This is a genomic window from Microbispora sp. NPDC004025 (assembly GCF_053604425.1).
In genome coordinates this window covers 10,673-28,110 of sequence record NZ_JBSGHN010000008.1, presented here as the reverse complement: position 1 = coordinate 28,110, position 17,438 = coordinate 10,673, and the positions used below count along the sequence as shown (strand labels likewise).

Here is a 17,438-nt window from a genome sequence, read left to right as displayed (position 1 = left end):
GCAACCGCGCCTCGCGCGCTGCCCGGTCTCGTGAATGCCACGAGAACAACGTGGATCGAGGCGCTTCTGCGATGGAGCATGGGTATTCAGGGTCGTATATGCGAAGGGTAAGGTTGGGGTGTGACGACGTTCCGGATCAGCGAGGCCGCCGCGTTGCTCGGGGTCAGCTCCGACACCGTCCGCCGGTGGGTGGACGCGGGTCGGCTGGCCGCCGTACGGGACGAGCACGGCCACCGGCAGATCGGCGGGGCCGACCTGGCCGCTTTCGCCCGATCGCAGGTCGAGACGACCGGCGACGGCCGGCGGTCCTCGGCGCGTAACCGCTTACGCGGGATCGTCACCGAGGTCATCAGGGACGCGGTGATGGCCCAGGTGGAGATCGCCGCCGGTCCGTTCCGGGTGGTGTCGCTCATGAGCCGGCAGGCCGCCGACGAGCTGGGCCTGGAGCCGGGCGTGGTGGCGGTCGCCGTGATCAAGTCCACCAACGTCGTCGTCGAGATTCCCGGCCACGAGCGCGTGGCCGCCACCCCCTGAGGAGCTCCCTTGGTGTTCGGGCGCCTACTCCGATGGGCGGTCGCCGTGCCCGTCGCGCTGGTGATCGCCGTGCTGTCCGGCTGCGGCTCGGGCGAACCGGCAACGTCTTCGGCGCCGACAGCGGCGGCCGCCGGGGCGAAGGAGTTGACCGTCTTCGCGGCCGCGTCGCTGACCGGGACGTTCACGGAGCTCGGCAAGATCTTCGAGACGGCGCACCCGGGCACGACGGTGAAGTTCAACTTCGGTTCCAGCGCGACACTCGCGCAGCAGATCGTGCAGGGCGCTCCGGCCGACGTGTTCGCGGCGGCCAGCCCGGCCACGATGAAGACCGTCACCGACGCGTCGCCCGCGAGCGTCCCCACCACCTTCGTGCGCAACAAACTGGAGATCGCCGTGCCGAAGGACAACCCGGCCAAGGTCGGCGAGCTGAAGGACCTGACCGATCCCAAGGTGAAGGTGGCGTTGTGCGCCGAGCAGGTGCCGTGCGGGGCGGCTGCCGTCAAGGCGCTGGACGCGGCCGGGCTCAAGGTCACTCCGGTCACGCTGGAGCAGGACGTCAAGGCCACGCTGACCAAGGTCGAGCTGGGCGAGGTGGACGCCGCCCTGGTCTACAGGACCGACGTCATCGCCGCGGCGGGCAGGGTGCAGGGCATCGACTTTCCCGAGGCGGACAAAGCGATCAACGACTATCCGATCGTGGCGTTGCCGAAGGCTCCCGCCGGTGATCTGGCCGGGCGGTTCGTCGATCTCGTGCTGTCGCAGCAGGGCAAGGACGTGCTGACCAAGGCCGGCTTCGAGTCGCCCTGATCCCATGACCGTCCGTCCAGACGCACCCGGCAGCGGCGTAGCCGGACGCCGTGAGGTGTCCGCTCGGTTGCCATGGATGCTGGTGCTCCCGGCCGTGGCGGGGCTGGCCTTCCTGGTGCTGCCGCTGGCCGGGCTGCTGATCCGGGCGCCCTGGCCGACGCTGCTCCAGCGGCTGACCGAGCCGCAGGTGCTGGAGGCGCTGCGGCTGTCGCTGGTGTGCGCCACCGTCGCCACCGTCGTCTGCGTGCTGTTAGGGGTGCCGCTGGCCTGGCTGCTGGCCCGGGTGGAATTCCCGGGCCGGCGGGTGGTGCGGGCTCTGGTGACCGTGCCGCTGGTGCTGCCGCCGGTGGTGGGCGGTGTGGCGCTGCTGCTGGTGCTGGGGCGGCGCGGGCTGATCGGTCAGTGGCTGGAGTCCGCCTTCGGGATCACGCTGCCCTTCACCACCGTCGGCGTGATCGTCGCCGAGGCGTTCGTGGCCATGCCGTTCCTGGTGATCAGCGTCGAAGGGGCCCTGCGCGCCGCGGACCGGCGGTTCGAGGAGGCGGCGGCCACGCTGGGCGCCTCCCGCTGGACCGTCTTCCGCCGGGTCACCCTGCCGCTCATCATGCCCGGCGTCGTGGCCGGGGCGGTGCTGTGCTGGGCACGGGCGCTCGGCGAGTTCGGCGCCACCATCACCTTCGCCGGCAACTTCCCCGGCACCACCCGTACGATGCCGCTGGCCGTCTATCTGGCGCTGGAGACCGAGCCGGACGCGGCCATCGTGCTCAGCCTGGTCCTGCTGGCCGTGTCCGTGGTCATCCTGGCCGGCCTGCGCGATCGGTGGGTGAACAGCCCATGACCTCAGGCGGCCTGCGGGCGACCCTGGTCGTCCACCGACCCGCTTTCACCCTGGACGTCACGCTCGACGTCGCACCGGGTGAGGTCGTCGCGCTGCTCGGGCCGAACGGCGCGGGCAAGACCACCGCACTGCGCGCCCTGGCCGGGCTCACCCCGATGTCCGGCGGCCACATCACCCTGGACGGCCGGCCGCTGCACCACCTGGCCGCCGAGCAGCGCCCGGTCGGCATGGTCTTCCAGGACTACCTGCTGTTCCCGCACCTGTCCGCGCTCGACAACGTCGCCTTCGGGCCGCGCTGCCAGGGCGTTCCCAAGGCCGAGGCACGCCGCGTCGCCGCGACCCTGCTGGCGCGCGTCGGCCTGGCCGACCGGGCGGCGGCCAAACCCCGCCAGCTGTCCGGCGGACAGGCGCAACGCGTCGCCCTCGCCCGGGCCCTGGCCGTACGGCCCCGGCTGATGCTGCTGGACGAGCCGCTGGCGGCCCTGGACGCGCACACCCGGCTGGAGATCCGCTCCCAGCTGCGCCGCCACCTGGCCGACTTCGACGGCGCCACCGTGCTGGTCACCCACGATCCGCTCGACGCCATGGTGCTGGCCGACCGGCTGATCGTCATCGAGTCCGGCGGCGTCGTCCAGCAGGGCGCCCCCGCAGAGGTCGCGCGCCGCCCGCGCACCGACTACGTCGCCCGCCTCGTGGGGCTCAACCTGCACCGGGGGCGGGGCGACGGGGCCCGGGTCAAGGTCGGCGAACTCCTGCTGCACACCTGCGAACAGCTCGGCGGGCCCGCGTTCGTGGCCTTCTCGCCCGCCGCCGTGGCCCTCTATCGCACCCGCCCCGACGGCAGCCCCCGCAACCTCTGGCAGGCCACGATCGAGGGCATCGAGCGGCACGGCGACAACGTCCGCGTCCACCTCGACGGCCCGATCACCGCCTTCGCCGACATCACTCCCGCCGCCCTGGCCGACCTCGACCTGAGCCCGGGTCAGCGGATCTGGGCCTCGGTCAAGGCCACCGAGACCCACGCCTACCCGGCATGAGCAGGCCTTCGGGCGGACCGCCACGACCACACGTCATCTGCCCCAGCAGGCCGTGGCAGGGCCTGCTCACCCGCGCCGACCAGGACATCGGCGTCCTGACCGTCCCCGTCCCGCGACGCTCGCCCGAGGAACCCGCGCTGATCGCTCAGCCGCGCCGATGGTCACGCCGTCGGGCCCGGCTCCGCGGCGCCCGGCCACGCCGGGGCGGTGGTTTGCGGCATCCCGGGTGACTGGGCGCGTCTGTCGAGGTCCTGGACCCACTTGACCGCGACCGCTGCGACCTGGATCAGCTCGCAGCGCAGGCGGTCGGCGTCGTTCTCGGCGAAGGCTTCGAGGACCTCTTCGTGCAGGATGTGGCGCCAGGTCAGCCGGCCTTCGGCCGCGGCGTCGGTCACGGCCTGTTTGGCCAGGTCGGCCTCGGGCTCGTACGCGGGCCCGGTGCCGTCGGGGTGGTGCTGCAGGCCCCACGTCGCGTCCTGGGCGGCTCGTTCCGACGCCACCTCGTCCAGCACGCGGTGCAGCGCCCCGGGCAGGCCGTAGTCGCCGGGCTGCGTCATCGTGTCGGTGTCCTTCCGTCCTCGAGTTCGATGATGCTTCGTTTGCTGACGCGGAGGGGATCAGGCTGCCGGGCGCGCCGGTCATCTCGGGGCTCCGATATGCCGGCGCGGCAGGTGGTAGCACAGCGGAATCTCGTCATGATGCCGGCCGCAGCAGGAGCAGGGGAAACCGGAATCAAACGACACGGGCGTCAGCGTAGCGAAGGCGCGGGATCGGGAGTCTCCTCTCTGCCATTCACGACGTGCTCGCGGGTTTCGGCGAGCGCGCCTCGGTCCGCCGGAACACGAATATCTCCATTCAGGGACATGGCGTCAGCCCTGAGCCGTAGTAGGTGAACCGGCCATACGGCTCGGCCTCTTCACCTCGGTGCCCAGTACCACTCCAGGTGCTTGCGAAAATTGCTGTGCGAATCGAATGAAAAGGACGATCGGCGAGGAATGTGACGGCGAGTGGAGAGCCTCGCATGGCCTTCGAGTCTCTGCGACTACCGCTATCAGTCCTCAGCGTTATTGAGTGCATTCGCTTTCTCTCAACAAGAGGTTCGGCATATGCTGGTGCATCCTCAGTCACGTGTTTTCGGGTTCAAGTCAGGGTGAGGGCACCCCGTGGCCAGGAGTCGCCGCACAAAGCGTGGTAAGACGCTGCGCACCGCCGCGGAACCTGACGTTCCCGCAACCGGTCGACGCCGTGACCGGCCGATCGGATCCGGGGAGAACAGCCGCGAAGCCCGGCAGCGGACGCACACCGGTGAGGTGTCGGAGACGCCTCCGGACATCGCGCGGGACACCGTGGACTCGTCGCGGCCGGGCGCGGAGGGGCAGCCGGCCCAGCGGGGAGCCTGGAGGGCGGTGCTGGCATGGGTGGCCGGGATCGTCGGAGCCGTGATCGTGGCCGCGGCGGGCGTGATGTTCACCGCCTGGTTCAACGAGCACGGATCGGACGCGATCGACCGGATCGGCGGCGCTGCCGCTGTGAAGGTTCCCCACGTGGAAGTCCACTACAGCAGCCAGGACCTCGCCCTGCGGGAGACGGTGACCGATCCCAGGGATCGGGCCGTCCTGCTGGGAAGCACCGACCTGCGGCATGGCGCGTTGCTGGAACGCCACCATGCCGCCCTGGTCGGACAGATGGATGTCACCGTGGTCCTGGAGGGCAACCGCAGCAGTCTCCGCGTCGCCGACATCAAGCCGCGTGTCCTCACCCGGCAACCGGTGTCGGACGGCGCCTACCTGATCGCCGTCACCGCCGGCGAGACCGACACCATCGAGATGGCGGCCGATCTCGACAGGCTCGATCCCTACTTCACCACCGGTGATAAGCAGCGCACATCGTACTTCCTGGCCAAGCAGATCGACCTGAAGCAGGACGAGCGGGTCACGCTGAGCCTCTCGATCACCGGCCGGAAGGCCTATTACGAGTTCGATCTCGTCGCCACCGTGGTGACGGAAGGTCGTGCCGAGCAGATGGTGATAAGAGCGCCGGGCGGGGTCCCGTTCCGGCTGACCGGCCCCGCCGCCGACTACCGCTCCTTTTACATCGCCTCCCCGAACGGCGGTTGGATGCAAGCCTCGCGTGACGTGGTCTGCGCCGAGTTTCCCAAGGCGAAGCGGTGCTGACCCTGCGGACTCTGCGCGCTTTGGCGGGCCTGTCGGCGATGGTCCTGCTGGCGTACCTGGTGGTGGTGGCCGACACGCCGCACCTCCAGGTCCCCGTCGGCTGGCGCGCCGCTTGGTCGGTGGCCGTCGACCTGGACCCTGATGACGCCGTGGGGCACGCGTACCCCAGGGTGTCCGATCGCGCCCTGGCGGTGGCGACCCGGCGGGGCGCGATCGCGGTCCACGACCCGCGTACCGGTGATCTGCGGTACACGATCGCCCCGGATCCCACGCTCCCTCGGATCGCCGGCATGTGGATCGCCACCGGGACGCTCGTCGTGTCGCGAGAGGTGCCCGACCGGGACGACCGTGTCCTGTCCGGCCACGACCTGGACACCGGCGCCGTCCTGTGGCGGCGTGAGGTCGCCATATCCGCGTACGACCCGTCGAGGACGGAGCGCATCGGTGCCTATACCGGGCCGAACGTTCTGGTGAACCGGCGGGACATCGTGGTCTTCCAGCGGTCGTCCGAGCCTATCGAGATACAGGTCCTCGATCCCAGGACCGGGACGACCAGGGCGCGAATGACCTATCCGCGGCGCTGTGATCTGGAAGCCGTAGTCGCCGAGCGGTCGGTGCTCCTCCTCGGCTACTGCCGCAGCGGCGGACTTCGCCTCGCCTCAATGGACCCCGTCACCCTCCGGCCTCGCTGGACGCGCGAGCTGCCGTCCCCGGTGGACGAGTCACGGCTCACGGACCTGCCGCATCGCGTGACGGTCGACGCGGAGGGGTTCGTCCACGTCAAGGTCGAGGGCACCGCGTCCATCTACACGCCGGACGGCCGGCTCCTCACCACCGCCGACGAGGCCTTTCTGGTTCCGCACACCCCCGACTCCCGTCAGCAGGCGAGGGGAATCGACCCGGTCACCGGCCGCGTCCGCTGGACCCGGCCCGCGTATTTCCAGTCGTCCACCGTCGTGGCCAAGGGACGGTCGGTATACCTGTCCGACGGGTGGCCGATCCCCGTATTCCTGATCTCTCTGGACACAGGCACCGGCGACCTCAGTGCATTCCCCCTCGACATCTCCCACGGGTCCCGGCCCGTCCTTGTGGGGACGGCCGACGACTTGGCCCTCGTCTACGCACCGGTCAATGATCACGATGGCGGAGGCCGGGTCACCGCTTACCGCATGGCGTACGGCGCTTCCGCCGGGCCTGCTTCGCTCGGCGGCGTCCAACCGGGCGCCTGGCCGGATGCCTGCGCTCTTCTGACCGACGGCGACCTGAAGACCATCGCGGACGGCTACTTCGCCAGTCCGCATGCCCGCGCTCTGGGGGATGTGGCGCTCCCGAAGCCCGCGGCATGCGACTGGATTCCGTCCATGGACGAGGGCGTCACGGTGTCGGCTTCCATCATCTGGGTGGCCTCCTCGAACCGTGACGCGCAGAAGCTGTTCGCCGAAGAGGTGGCCCTGGCCAAGCAGCGGGACACATTCGATCCCACCAGCGAGAGCTCTCAGATCTTCCAGTACACCGAAAGCTCGCCGGCGGGCGGTCTCGGCGCGGCGCTCGTCAACGTGGGTCCGGTCATCGTCAAGCTCACGGCCGCCTCGCGACTTGCGGTGCGACTCCTCGCTCCGCTGTTGCGGGACAACCTGCTGGCCCGCTACCCGCAGCCGGCCGGCGCCTCGGCGGCGGCCCCCGCATCGAGAGTCCGCTGGAGTTACCCGACAGACGACGGCATCCACTCCGGCGTGGTGGTGTCCGCCGGTGTCGTCCACGTCGCCAGTGGCGACCGGGTGTACGCGCTGGACGCCGCCACGGGAAAGGCCCTCTGGAGCCACCCCGCCGCTCAGGACACCATGCTGGTGTCCGGCGGCGTCGTGTACGTCGCCGGCTTCGACGGCCGGCAGTACGCGCTGGACGCCGACACGGGGAGGGAGCGCTGGAGCCGCCGGATCGACGAGTCCGCCCTCTCCGCCCCAGTGATGTCCGGCGGCATGGTGTACACCGGCAGCAGGGACAACCCCGCCGAGGTCAGGGACTACGCCGTGTACGGGCTGGACGCCGGCACCGGGAAGGTGCGCTGGAGCCGCCGCATCGACGCGCCCGTCTTCTCTCACCCGGTGGTGTCGGGCGGTCTGATGTACGTCGGCTGTGAGGACGGCCGGGTGTACGCGCTGGACACCGCCTCCGGCGAGGTGCGGTGGAGTCACCGGACGGGCAACTGGGTCGCGTCTCTGGTGGTGTCGGGGGGCACGTTGTATGCCGGCAGCTTCGACAACTCGGTGTACGCGCTGGATCTCGTCTCGGGGAAGGTGCGGTGGAGTTACCGCACCAACGGTGCGGTCGAGGCCCCTCCGGTGGTGTCCGGTGGTGTCGTGTACGTCGGCAGCAGGGACAACTCGCTGTACGCGTTGGATGCCGCCTCCGGCACGGTGCGGTGGAGCCAGTGGATCGGTGGCTGGGTCAGCTCTCCGGTGGTGTCCGATGGTGTGGTGTACGTCGGCAGCTTGGACAACTCGGTGCAAGCGCTGGACGCCGTCACGGGGAAGGAGCGGTGGAGTCACCGGACTGACGGCTGGGTCAGCTCACCGGTGGTTTCCGGCGGCGTGGTGTACGTCGCCAGCAGGGACAACTCCGTGTACGCGTTGGACGCCGCCTCCGGCACGGTGCGATGGAGTTACCGCACCGGCGGTGCGGTCGGCGCCCCTCCGGTGGTCTCCGGCGGCGTGGTGTACGTCGGCGGCTGGGACGGCAACGTGTACGCGTTGGACACGCGATGACGTCGATACGACTGCTCCACCGCGATCGGCATGGCTGACCGAAGCGCTTCGATGTTCCTGACTCGTTGAATCGCGACCAGGCGCCCGCGGGCGGCAAGACGTCGAGTGCGAGACGGTCAGTCCCGCGAGGTGATGCCCTGCAGTACCAGTTCGAGGAAGCGGACGCTGCCGTCCCGGTCCGGGGTCGCCTGCTCGCGCACCCAGGCGGCGCCGCTGAGGAGGTCGAACAGCTCGTCGGGGGTCAGGTCGGGCCGCACCCTGCCGGCCGCCTGCGCGGCGCGCAGCAGGTCGGCGCCGCTGCGGTGCATGGCGCTGCACATGGTGTGGGAGGGCGTGCCCTCGTCGTACATGCTCTGCGCGAGGATGCCCACCAGGCCGCGGAAGGTGCTGAAGTGGACCACCGCCTCACGCATCCAGGCGATCAGCGTGTCGAGCGGGTCCGGGCCGGCGGCCAGCCGTTCGGCGTGGGCGACGAGGTTCTCCAGGCCGTCCCGGGTCGCGGCCTCCACGAGCGAGGCCCGCGTGGGGAAGTGCCGGTACAGCGTGCCGATCGCCACCCCCGCCTGACTCGCGATCTCCTCCAGGGAGGCGTCGGCGCCGGCGGTCTCGAACGCCTTTCTGGCCGCGGCCAGGATCGCGTCGTAGTTGCGCCGGCCGTCGGCCCGCTTGGGGCGCTGGGCGATGTAGGGCTTGCCGTCCACCGGTACCTCCCGCTTGACATCCTGAGGATGCCTCAGCTTAAATCTCCTTACTTAACCTGAGACGACCTCAGTATAGACGTGCCCACTAACCTGAGGTTGCCTCGCCTTGATGTCCTCTGTCAGCGGATCGCGGAGGTTCCATGACCACCGAACGTGTCTCCGATGATGCCTCGGCCCGTGTGTCACCGGACGGCCGCGCCTGGGTCCTCGTGCTCGCGGCGATCGTCGGGGCGGAGTTCATGCTCCAGCTCGACGGCACGATCGTGAACGTCGCGCTCCCGGCCCTCCAATCCGACCTCCGTCTGTCGGTGGCCGGGGGATCGTGGGTGCCGAACGGTTTCTTCCTCGCCTTCGGCGGCCTCCTGCTGTTCGCCGGCCGCCTCGGCGACGTGCTCGGGCACCGCAGGGTCTTCCTCTCCGGGGTCGGGCTGGTTGTGCTGGCCTCCCTGATCGCCGGGCTCGCGCCGAACCTGGAGGTGCTGCTCGCCGGTCGCGTCCTGCAGGGCGCCGGCGCGGCGATCGCCGGTCCCACCGGGCTGGCGCTGCTGGCGATCGTCTTCGAGGGGGAGCGGCAGCAGCGGGCCTTCGGCCTCTACTCCACGGTCACCGGGCTCGGAGCCTCCGCCGGCATGGTGCTCGGCGGCGTGCTCACGTGGGCGGGGGACTGGCGCTGGAGCCTGCTGGTGAACGTGCCCATCGGCCTGGCCGTAATCGTGGTCGCCGCCCGGGCCCTCGGCCCGCGGGACGAGGCGGCCCGGTCCCGACCGCTCGGCCTGCGCGGTGTTTCCGGCCTGCGCGGTGTTTCCGGTATGAGCAGTGCGCTGCTCAGCACCGCCGCCCTCGCCGCCGCCGTGTACGGCCTCGTCCACGCGGCGGAGAAGGGCTGGGGCGACCGCTGGACGCTGACCGCCCTCGGCGCGGCGGTCGTGCTGGCCGTGGTGTTCCTGCTGGTGGACCGGCGGGCCGCCGAGCCGCTGCTGCCCCTGGCCGTCTTCGCCGGCCGCGAGCGGGCCGGCGCCTTCCTCGCCCTGCTGCTGCTCGCGGCCGTGCTCACGAGCTTCCTGATCTACCTGGTCCAGTACCTCCAGGGTGTGCTGCACCTCAACGCGCTGCAGAGCGGCCTGGCCATCCTGCCCTTCGGCCTGGCGCTGCTCGCCGGCACCCAGATCCTCATCAAGTACATCGCCGGGATCGGTCTCAAGACGCGTGCCGTGGCCGGCCTGCTCGTGGTGCTGGCCGGGGTCGCCTGGCTGACCCGCCTTGACGGTGGCAGCACCTACGCCGGCGGCGTGCTCCCCGCCCTCGTCGTCATGGGGCTCGGCGTCGGCGTGGCGATCATCCCGTTCAACATGATCGTCCTGACCACCGCTCCGCAGGAGTACGCCGGGGTCACCGCGGGCGTGCTGCAGACGGCGCTCACGATCGGCGGCTCGTTCGGCCTGGCCGTGATGCTGATCCCGCTCACGCAGGGCTCGGGTGGTCTCGCCGGGACCATCTCGTCGATGTTCCTCTGGGCCTGCGGCGCCCTGGTGATCGCCCTGCTCGTCACGCTGGTCTTCTGGTGCCGCCCAGGCACGCGAGGGGACGCACCCGGTGCCCGGGGCTGACCGGAGCCGTCCCACCGTCAGCGCCAGGTGACCATGGCGGCATCCTTCGCGGTGGCGCCGTTCGTGAGAGCTATTCTGCGGAAATGCCTGATTCGCCGGCCCGTCCGGTACTGTTCCTCGACGTCGACGGCCCCCTCATCCCCTTCGGCGCGCCTGAGCCGCATCTCGACGGAGTCTCCAGCCCGCGAATCCCGATGGTTGAAGGGGTGAATCCGCTGCTGGCCAGAATCGATCCCCGGCACGGGCCGCGGCTGGCGGCTTTGCCGTGCGACCTCGTGTGGGCGACGACCTGGATGGCGGACGCGAACGAGGTGATCTGTCCGCTGCTCGGCCTGCCGGAGTTGCCCGTGGTGGACTGGCCGGATGCGGAAGAGGACCAAGGGCCGCTGCACTGGAAGACCCGCGGCCTGGTCGAGTGGGCGGCGGGACGTTCCTTCGTCTGGATCGACGACGAGATCACCGATGCTGATCGTGCCTGGGTATCCGTGCACCATCGCGCCCAGGCCCATCTCCATCGGGTTGACCCTCGCCGTGGTCTTATTGGCAGCGACTTCGTCGTCATCGGGAACTGGCTGGCGCGGCTACACCGATAACCGGCGCCGGGCCTGAATGCGGAGTCCGCCCGCCCGGCGGCTGACGGGCGTCCCGGGGCGGTGTGGTTGGCTGGATGTGCTGGTGAGGAGGGGAGGCCGCATGCGTATCGCCAACGTTTACCGTCCAATGGTGTTCGGCTGCCCGGTGAGCGCGAAGCTGCCCGAGGTGGCGCGCCGGATGACGGAGAAGAACATCGGCGCGCTCGCCGTGCTCGAGGAGGACCGGGTCACGGGAGTGATCACGGAACGGGACCTCGTGACGGCGCTCGCCACATCCGCGGACCTCGCCGCGCTGAACGCGGGGATGTGCGCGTCGTCGGACATCAAGACCGCGACCCTGGACGAGGACACGCGCGAGGTGGCCCGCCGCATGCTCGACTACGGCATCCGTCACATCCCGGTGGACCAGGACGGGCGCCTGATCGGCATGGTGTCGATGCGCGACCTGCTCGCGTTGGAGACACTCGCGCCTTAGCCGACGGCGCTTCCTCGCGCGTGAACGGGGCCTTCGTCAGGCAGGGCGGAGGAGGGCGACCAGGAAGCTCGAGTCGTCCCTGAACGGACGCAGGTCCCAGGTGGACAGCAGCAGGTCGGGTTCGAGCGCCGCGGCGGCCGCGTCCGCGAAGAACTCGCCGAACTCGTAGTCGCGCCCGGCGCCGAAGCCGATCGCGGCCCGGCCGCCCGGCGCGAGGTGCGCACGGAACCGTCGCAGCACCTCACGACGGGTGCTCGGCGCGAGGAATGTCATCACGTTCCCGGCGCAGACGACGGCGTCGAACGGCTCGCTGATGCCCTGTGCGGGGAGGTCGAGTTCGGCCAGGTCGCCGACCAGCCAGCGCGGCCCGGGGTGGTCCTGCTCGGCCGCCTCGATCAGAGCCGGGTCGACATCGACGCCGACGACGTCGTGGCCGGCCTCGGCCAACGCGCCACCGACCCGGCCGGACCCGCATCCGGCGTCGAGGATGCGGGCGCGACGCGGCACCAGGGCGTCCACGAGGCGGGCTTCCCCGGCGAGATCGTCACCGGCGCGAGCCATGGAACGGAAGCGCTCGATGAACCAGGTGGAGTGATCAGGGTCGGCGGCGACCTTCTGCATCCAGATGCTCTGTTCAGCCATGTCTGCATTCTCCCGGGTCGGACACGCTGGTCGCGGAGGCCTGCGGCGGGCCACCCGTCAGTTCCAGCAACGCGGTGACCGTGCGGCCGCTCGACCCGGGGTGACCACCGCGGCCGCCGGCCCGGTGGCAGAAGGAGGCGAACCGGCCTCCCTCGGACGGCCCACGATCCGGCTGCCGGCGTGACTGTGGCGGGCTCGGCTGTGCGCCGAGCCCGCCACGCCGGTTCCACCCGGCCCCGATCGCGTACCGCGTCGACGCTCACCGGATCCGGCGTACGTCTCCACGGTGATCGTCACGAACACCCGGGCCGGATCCGCGTCACATCATCAGCGCTGCAGTGTCAGCACGCCCGGCCGGTAGGGCAGGAGGCCGTAGTCGCCGCCGGAGCTGGGGCTACGACCCTGGTAGAGCAGCTGCAGGTTGCAGGGGTCGACGGTCTTGGTCTGGTCGGGGTTGCTGCGGACCAGGTCGCCGTGGCTGATGTCGTTGGTCCAGGTGGCGCCGCTGTTGGCCTTGCCGGCGAAGGGGCTGCTCTCGCTGGTGGCCTGCGGGGTCCACGAACCACCCAGGCTGGTCGCCGTGTACGAGCGGAAGTAACGGCCCTGCGAGCCGATCGACTCGACGAGCATGAGGTACTTGTTCTGGCCCTGGAGCTTGTAGACCTCGACGCCTTCGAACAGGTTGTTCGTGGTGTCACTCATGATCGTGGTGTAGTTGGAGCCGAAGTTGCCCGGGAAGTTCCCGATGGGCATGCTGGAGCGGTAGATCTTGCCGTTGTCCCCGGCGAAGAACAGGTACATGTTCTGGCCGTCACCGATGAGGGTCTGGTCGATGGGGCCGGTGCCGGAGCCGGTGATGCTCGCAGTGGACAGGGTCTGCTGCGCCGACCAGCCGTTGGGGTTGGTGGGGTCGGTGGAGGTCCGGTAGGAGAAGGCGGTCCCGCCCCACTGGTAGGCCAGCACCCAGATGTTCTTCGGGGCGAAGTAGAACAGCGTGGGCGCGACGGCGGAGAAGTTCATCGTGTTCTGGCTGGCGGAGGCCATGTCGGACCAGTTCGTGAACAGGCCGAAGTTCATCGAACCCCAGCGCGTTCCGGTGTCGTGCGTCGTCGCGTAGACCAGGTGCTTGCCGTTGTAGACGACGTTGGTGAAGTCCTTGAGCGAGACCCACCCGGACTTCGGGTTCGCCAGCGAGCCCGTCGAGGTCCAGCGGTACCGCGAGGGGAGATCGCACGTGTCGCCGGTCGGCGTCGCCGACGGAGACGGAGACGGGGACGCAGGGGCCGACGGCGACTGCGACGGTGACTGCGCCGGGGAGGGGCTGGGCGAGCCCGGGCTGCCGGTGCAGGCCACACCGTTCAGGGAGAACGAGGTGGGCACCGGGGTGGAGCCGTTCGAGGAGCCGTTGAACCCGAAGCTCGTGCTGCCCCCGCTGGGGATGCTGCCGTTGTAGGAGACGTTGGTGGCGGTCACCGACGAGCCGGACTGGGTGTGGGTGGCGCTCCAGATCTGGCTGATCTGCTCGCCGCCGCCGAAGGACCAGGTCAGCCGCCAGCCGTTGACCGCGTCACCGAGGTTGTTGATGGTGACGTTGGCGTTGAACCCGCCCGGCCAGCTCGAACTGATGGTGTAGTCGACCCGGCAGGCGACGGCGGCCTGGGCGGGTTGCGTGGCCATCAGGGCGCCGGCTCCCGCCAGCAGGACCGGAATGGAGCCGATCGCGAGGCCGCGGCGCGAGGCCCGCCGGGGCGGCGCCGTGATCGCGGCGGCGGAGGGGCGCGGTGACCGCGCTCGCCAGGGCAGACGCATTCGAAATCTCCTCATCATCATGTCCGGCCGTTGTCGGGGCTGGTGCAGGCGGCGGTCGGGTGCCGCGTTGCCGTTCGCGGTGAACCCGAACGTTGTGGAGCCAGCCGGCGACGACGGAGCCGTTGTATGAAAAGCGGACACGCGGGGGGTCGCTCCGCGCGATCGACGCCGCGTCCCGTGATCAGGGAACGCACACCACCGGGGCGTCGCGAACGGCGGTCCTCACCGCACACCACCACAGGGCAGGAGGAAGCCGCCTTGAGGACACAGTCTGGAAATCATGCCGAAATGTGTCAAGTCCCCCGCGAAAGTTTCAGAGCGACGCTCGCGCCGTCACCCGCGGCGACCGCTGATAACGCCTGATGGAACGTACGCCCGTCCCGTCACCCCGCCGTGGGCGGGGGCGCCGTTCTTGACGTCGCCGCTCCGTCTCGTATTGGATCCGACCTGCTGCGACCAGCCGGCGGAGAACGCACGGCAGAAAATGTTAACGTTAACAACGCGCTGGGAGCCACCACCCGGCGGCCATGGTGCGGGGGCGCTCCGGCGGACAGACACCGCGTCCCCGGAGTCGCCACCCCGAGAGTCACCAGTGAGGAGGTTCACGGCGGCGAAGACGACGTCCGTCGCTTCACCCCGAAACGGTCGAAGGGCGGCTGGATCGAGCCGGCCGGGGTGCTCGGCGACATCGCGGGCCGGCCGGACGACTAGGGTGGCGAGTCGTCCTCGGCGGAAGGAGCGCGGTGGCGACGCCCATCACGGGTGCCAGATCCGGTGTCGTCACCGGTGCGCTGGCGTTCAGCGGCATGGTGGTCTCGATGATGTTCACCCTGGTGGTGCCCATCATCCCCGATCTGCCCCGCCTGCTGTCGGCCCCGGCGGAGGACGCCTCCTGGGCCGTCACCGCCACGCTGCTGTCCTCGGCCGTGTTCACGCCGGTGAGCGGACGGCTCGGCGACATGTACGGGAAACGTCGCCTCATGGTGGTCAGCCTTGTGCTGATGGTCGCCGGGTCGGTCGTCTGTGTGGCCGGGAACTCGCTGCTCGTGGTGGTGATCGGGCGGGCGCTGCAGGGCTGCGCCGTCGGCGTCATCCCGCTGGGCATCAGCATCATGCGCGATCTGCTGCCGCCAGAGCGGCTCGGCTCGGCCATGGCGCTGATGAGTGCCACCCTGGGCGCGGGGGGCGCGATCGGGCTGCCACTGGGCGCCCTCGTCGTGCAGCTCGTCGACTGGCACATGCTCTTCCTGACGGCGGCCTGCATGGGCGCGGTGGGCCTCGTCCTCACTCTCGCGGTGGTGCCCGCCTCCCCGCTGCGTACGGGCGGAAGGTTCGACTTCCTCGGCGCCGCGGGGCTGTCGGCGGGTCTGGTGTGCCTGCTGCTGCCGGTGAGCAAGGGCGGCGGCTGGGGCTGGGACAGCCCTCTCACCCTGGGGCTGTTCGCCGCGTCGGCGGTGATCCTCCTCGTGTGGGGGTTCGTCGAGCTACGGGTGGCCGATCCGCTGGTCGACCTGCGGGCGACCGCCCGGCGCGAGGTGCTGATCACGAACGTCGCGTCCATCGCGTTCGGGTTCGCCATGTTCGGGCCCAGCCTGGTGTTCCCGCAGGTGCTCCAGGCCCCGGGCGTCACCGGTTACGGCCTGGGACTGTCCCTGTTCGAGGCGGGGCTGTGCATGGCCGTCGGCGGCGCGATGATGATGGTGCTCTCGCCGGTCTCGGCCCGTGTCACCGGCACGTACGGGCCTCGGGTGACGCTCATGATCGGCGCCCTGTGCGCGGTCGCCGGTTACGCTGTCGCGCTGTTCCTGATGGACGACGTCTGGCACATCGTGCTCGCCGCGACCGTCGTGTCCTCCGGGGCCGGCCTCGGCTACTCCGCCATGCCCGCCTCGATCATGGGCGCGGTGCCCGCATCCGAGACCGCCGCAGCCAACGGCTTCAACTCGCTTATGCGCTCCATTGGCACGGCTTCGGCCAGCGCGGTGATCAGCGCCGTCCTGGCGGCCCACATCGTGCCGGCCGGGGCCTTCTCACTGCCGTCCCGTGAGGGGCTCCGGCTCGCGTTGATCACCACGACGGTCGCGGCGGCCGCCGCGCTGGTCATCGCCGCGCTCCTCCCGAGGGGACGCGGGCGCGCCGGCCCGACGGCGAGGGGGCGCCGGCACCTGTTCAGGCGGAGCGGGCGAGACCGGCCTCCACAGCGCCCGGACGGAGATACGTACGGGCGTACATATCGTGTGTACACTCGTACATATGGCGCCTGACTCGGACGGCCGCTCGATGCGCGAGCGGATGCTCGCCGGTGACCTCTACATCGCCGACGACCCGGAGCTGGCCGAGCACCAGTTGCGGGCCATGGACCTGATGGAGGCGTTCAACACCACCCCCGCGCGCGACTCCCGGGAGCGTGGGCGGCTGCTCACCGAGCTGCTGGGGGAGATCGGCGAGGACACGCACATCCGGCCGCCGCTGCGGGTGGACTACGGCGGCCACATCCGCATCGGCGCCCGCTCGTTCGTCAACTACGGTCTCGTCGCCCTCGACGTCGCGCCGATCACGATCGGCGACGACGTGCAGATCGGTACGAACGTCCAGCTCCTCACCCCGACTCACCCGGTGGACCCGGAGCTTCGCCGCGCGAAATGGGAGGCCGCCAAGCCGATCACCATCGGCGACAACGTGTGGCTGGGCAGCGGGGCGATCGTCCTGGCGGGAGTCACCATCGGGGACGGCAGCGTCGTCGGCGCCGGCGCGGTGGTGACCCGGGATCTGCCCGCGAACGTCGTGGCGGTGGGCAACCCCGCCCGGGTGATCCGGACGATCGGCCCGGGCGCGGCGTGAGCGGCCCCGCCGCCGCTTCGCTTCCGCCGGTTCCACGGCGGCCCCGCCGGCACGACCCCGGACGGCGGGACCGGCTGATCGACGCCGCGCTGGCCGTCATCGCCGAGCGGGGCGTGGCCGGGACGACGCATCGGGAGATCGCCCGCGTCGCCGACGTGCCGCTGGGGTCGACGACCTACCACTTCACCTCGCTGGAGGAGGTGCTCGCCGAGGCGTTCACCCGGCACGCCGAGTCCGTGGCCCGCGTCTTCGACGAGCGCATGCGTGCCGCCCGGGACCGGGAGGCGGCGGTCGAGGCCGTCATCGCGCTGGTGTCGGACGACCTGCTCGGCGCACAGCGCGACCTCGTCCTCGCCGTGGAGCTGTATCTGGCCGCGGCGCGCAACCCGGCACTGAGGGCCGTCACCCAGGCCTGGATGGCGCGCAGCCGTGAGGCGCTGGAGCGTCACTTCGACCCCACCACGGCCAGGGAACTGGACGCGCTCATCGAGGGGCTCGTGCTGCACAGCGCGTTGTCGACCGACCCGATGACGCCCGAGCAGATCCGCCACGCCATCGACCGTTACCTGCGCTGAACCGCGCCGTTCCCTCGACCGCACCACCGTGATCGGAAAG

The 17,438-nt window shown here is 70.5% G+C and carries 16 protein-coding genes; 12 read left to right on the top strand and 4 right to left on the bottom strand.

The features are described 5' to 3' along the window. Positions 1 to 120 precede the first annotated feature (120 nt). Genes ACWEQG_RS20850 through ACWEQG_RS20835 form a run of 4 tightly spaced genes read left to right on the top strand, consistent with a single transcriptional unit; the run spans position 121 to position 3,216 of the window. The gene (locus tag ACWEQG_RS20850) at positions 121 to 534 is read left to right on the top strand and encodes a TOBE domain-containing protein (RefSeq protein WP_452286841.1); all 414 of its coding nucleotides are present in this window, start codon (positions 121 to 123) and stop codon (positions 532 to 534) included. Between the two features lie 9 nt (positions 535 to 543). Beyond that, positions 544 to 1,341, top strand: a complete 798-nt coding sequence (gene modA / locus ACWEQG_RS20845) for a molybdate ABC transporter substrate-binding protein (protein WP_452286839.1) — start codon at positions 544 to 546, stop codon at positions 1,339 to 1,341. Between the two features lie 4 nt (positions 1,342 to 1,345). After that, on the top strand, positions 1,346 to 2,179 hold the full coding sequence (locus tag ACWEQG_RS20840) for an ABC transporter permease (protein ID WP_452286837.1): 834 nt from the start codon (positions 1,346 to 1,348) through the stop codon (positions 2,177 to 2,179). Then, on the top strand, positions 2,176 to 3,216 hold the full coding sequence (locus tag ACWEQG_RS20835; protein WP_452286835.1) for an ABC transporter ATP-binding protein: 1,041 nt from the start codon (positions 2,176 to 2,178) through the stop codon (positions 3,214 to 3,216). Before ACWEQG_RS20840 ends, ACWEQG_RS20835 begins: the two co-directional genes overlap by 4 nt. 161 nt (positions 3,217 to 3,377) lie before the next feature. On the opposite strand, the gene ACWEQG_RS20830 is transcribed toward ACWEQG_RS20835, so the two are convergent. Beyond that, positions 3,378 to 3,773, bottom strand: coding sequence for a hypothetical protein (locus tag ACWEQG_RS20830; RefSeq protein WP_452286833.1), 396 nt, complete (start codon positions 3,771 to 3,773; stop codon positions 3,378 to 3,380). Positions 3,774 to 4,634: 861 nt separating this feature from the next. On the opposite strand from ACWEQG_RS20830, the gene ACWEQG_RS20825 reads away from it, so the two are divergent. After that, the gene (locus ACWEQG_RS20825; RefSeq protein WP_452286831.1) at positions 4,635 to 5,390 is read left to right on the top strand and encodes a hypothetical protein; all 756 of its coding nucleotides are present in this window, start codon (positions 4,635 to 4,637) and stop codon (positions 5,388 to 5,390) included. Further along, on the top strand, positions 5,384 to 8,155 hold the full coding sequence (locus ACWEQG_RS20820; RefSeq protein WP_452286829.1) for an outer membrane protein assembly factor BamB family protein: 2,772 nt from the start codon (positions 5,384 to 5,386) through the stop codon (positions 8,153 to 8,155). The genes ACWEQG_RS20825 and ACWEQG_RS20820 overlap by 7 nt, the downstream gene beginning before the upstream one ends. Before the next feature lie 116 nt (positions 8,156 to 8,271). Here the strand turns inward: ACWEQG_RS20820 and ACWEQG_RS20815 are convergent, their stop codons facing one another. Continuing rightward, positions 8,272 to 8,856, bottom strand: coding sequence for a TetR/AcrR family transcriptional regulator (locus tag ACWEQG_RS20815; protein ID WP_452286826.1), 585 nt, complete (start codon positions 8,854 to 8,856; stop codon positions 8,272 to 8,274). A 140-nt stretch (positions 8,857 to 8,996) separates the two neighbouring features. Between ACWEQG_RS20815 and ACWEQG_RS20810 the strand changes: the two genes are divergently transcribed. From ACWEQG_RS20810 to ACWEQG_RS20800, 3 genes are all read left to right on the top strand, one after another. Then, positions 8,997 to 10,463, top strand: coding sequence for an MFS transporter (locus tag ACWEQG_RS20810; protein WP_452286824.1), 1,467 nt, complete (start codon positions 8,997 to 8,999; stop codon positions 10,461 to 10,463). 83 nt (positions 10,464 to 10,546) lie between these two features. Next, positions 10,547 to 11,056 carry an HAD domain-containing protein gene (locus ACWEQG_RS20805; RefSeq protein ID WP_452286822.1) on the top strand — a complete coding sequence of 170 codons (510 nt, stop codon included), beginning with the start codon at positions 10,547 to 10,549 and terminating at the stop codon, positions 11,054 to 11,056. 100 nt (positions 11,057 to 11,156) lie between these two features. Continuing rightward, positions 11,157 to 11,531, top strand: coding sequence for a CBS domain-containing protein (locus tag ACWEQG_RS20800; RefSeq protein ID WP_363471777.1), 375 nt, complete (start codon positions 11,157 to 11,159; stop codon positions 11,529 to 11,531). A 36-nt stretch (positions 11,532 to 11,567) separates the two neighbouring features. Here ACWEQG_RS20800 and ACWEQG_RS20795 read toward each other — a convergent pair whose 3' ends face one another. Continuing rightward, entirely contained in the window at positions 11,568 to 12,173 is a 606-nt protein-coding gene (locus ACWEQG_RS20795) for a class I SAM-dependent methyltransferase (RefSeq protein WP_452286820.1), read from the bottom strand. A gap of 327 nt (positions 12,174 to 12,500) precedes the next feature. Continuing rightward, the gene (locus ACWEQG_RS20790) at positions 12,501 to 13,982 is read right to left on the bottom strand and encodes a non-reducing end alpha-L-arabinofuranosidase family hydrolase (protein WP_452286817.1); all 1,482 of its coding nucleotides are present in this window, start codon (positions 13,980 to 13,982) and stop codon (positions 12,501 to 12,503) included. An 806-nt stretch (positions 13,983 to 14,788) separates the two neighbouring features. Here ACWEQG_RS20790 and ACWEQG_RS20785 point away from each other — a divergent pair. From ACWEQG_RS20785 to ACWEQG_RS20775, 3 genes are read left to right on the top strand one after another with little or no spacing between them, the layout of a single operon-like run. Beyond that, a complete protein-coding gene (locus ACWEQG_RS20785) occupies positions 14,789 to 16,246 on the top strand; it encodes an MFS transporter (protein WP_452287267.1) in 1,458 nt (485 codons plus the stop codon). Continuing rightward, positions 16,236 to 16,823, top strand: a complete 588-nt coding sequence (locus ACWEQG_RS20780) for a sugar O-acetyltransferase (protein WP_452286815.1) — start codon at positions 16,236 to 16,238, stop codon at positions 16,821 to 16,823. Before ACWEQG_RS20785 ends, ACWEQG_RS20780 begins: the two co-directional genes overlap by 11 nt. After that, complete coding sequence (locus ACWEQG_RS20775; protein ID WP_452286813.1) at positions 16,820 to 17,398, top strand: TetR/AcrR family transcriptional regulator; 579 nt, start codon at positions 16,820 to 16,822, stop codon at positions 17,396 to 17,398. The genes ACWEQG_RS20780 and ACWEQG_RS20775 overlap by 4 nt, the downstream gene beginning before the upstream one ends. The last annotated feature ends 40 nt before the right edge of the window (positions 17,399 to 17,438 follow it).

What these genes read in the sequence shown, in the direction of transcription:
- ACWEQG_RS20840 (WP_452286837.1), top strand. Translation starts at nt 1,346, where the DNA reads ATGACCGTCCGTCCAGACGCACCCGGCAGCGGCGTAGCCGGACGCCGT.
- ACWEQG_RS20835 (WP_452286835.1), top strand. Translation starts at nt 2,176, where the DNA reads ATGACCTCAGGCGGCCTGCGGGCGACCCTGGTCGTCCACCGACCCGCT.
- ACWEQG_RS20830 (WP_452286833.1), bottom strand. Translation starts at nt 3,773, where the DNA reads ATGACGCAGCCCGGCGACTACGGCCTGCCCGGGGCGCTGCACCGCGTG.
- ACWEQG_RS20810 (WP_452286824.1), top strand. Translation starts at nt 8,997, where the DNA reads ATGACCACCGAACGTGTCTCCGATGATGCCTCGGCCCGTGTGTCACCG.
- ACWEQG_RS20805 (WP_452286822.1), top strand. Translation starts at nt 10,547, where the DNA reads ATGCCTGATTCGCCGGCCCGTCCGGTACTGTTCCTCGACGTCGACGGC.
- ACWEQG_RS20800 (WP_363471777.1), top strand. Translation starts at nt 11,157, where the DNA reads ATGCGTATCGCCAACGTTTACCGTCCAATGGTGTTCGGCTGCCCGGTG.
- ACWEQG_RS20795 (WP_452286820.1), bottom strand. Translation starts at nt 12,173, where the DNA reads ATGGCTGAACAGAGCATCTGGATGCAGAAGGTCGCCGCCGACCCTGAT.
- ACWEQG_RS20790 (WP_452286817.1), bottom strand. Translation starts at nt 13,982, where the DNA reads ATGCGTCTGCCCTGGCGAGCGCGGTCACCGCGCCCCTCCGCCGCCGCG.
- ACWEQG_RS20785 (WP_452287267.1), top strand. Translation starts at nt 14,789, where the DNA reads ATGGTGGTCTCGATGATGTTCACCCTGGTGGTGCCCATCATCCCCGAT.
- ACWEQG_RS20780 (WP_452286815.1), top strand. Translation starts at nt 16,236, where the DNA reads ATGGCGCCTGACTCGGACGGCCGCTCGATGCGCGAGCGGATGCTCGCC.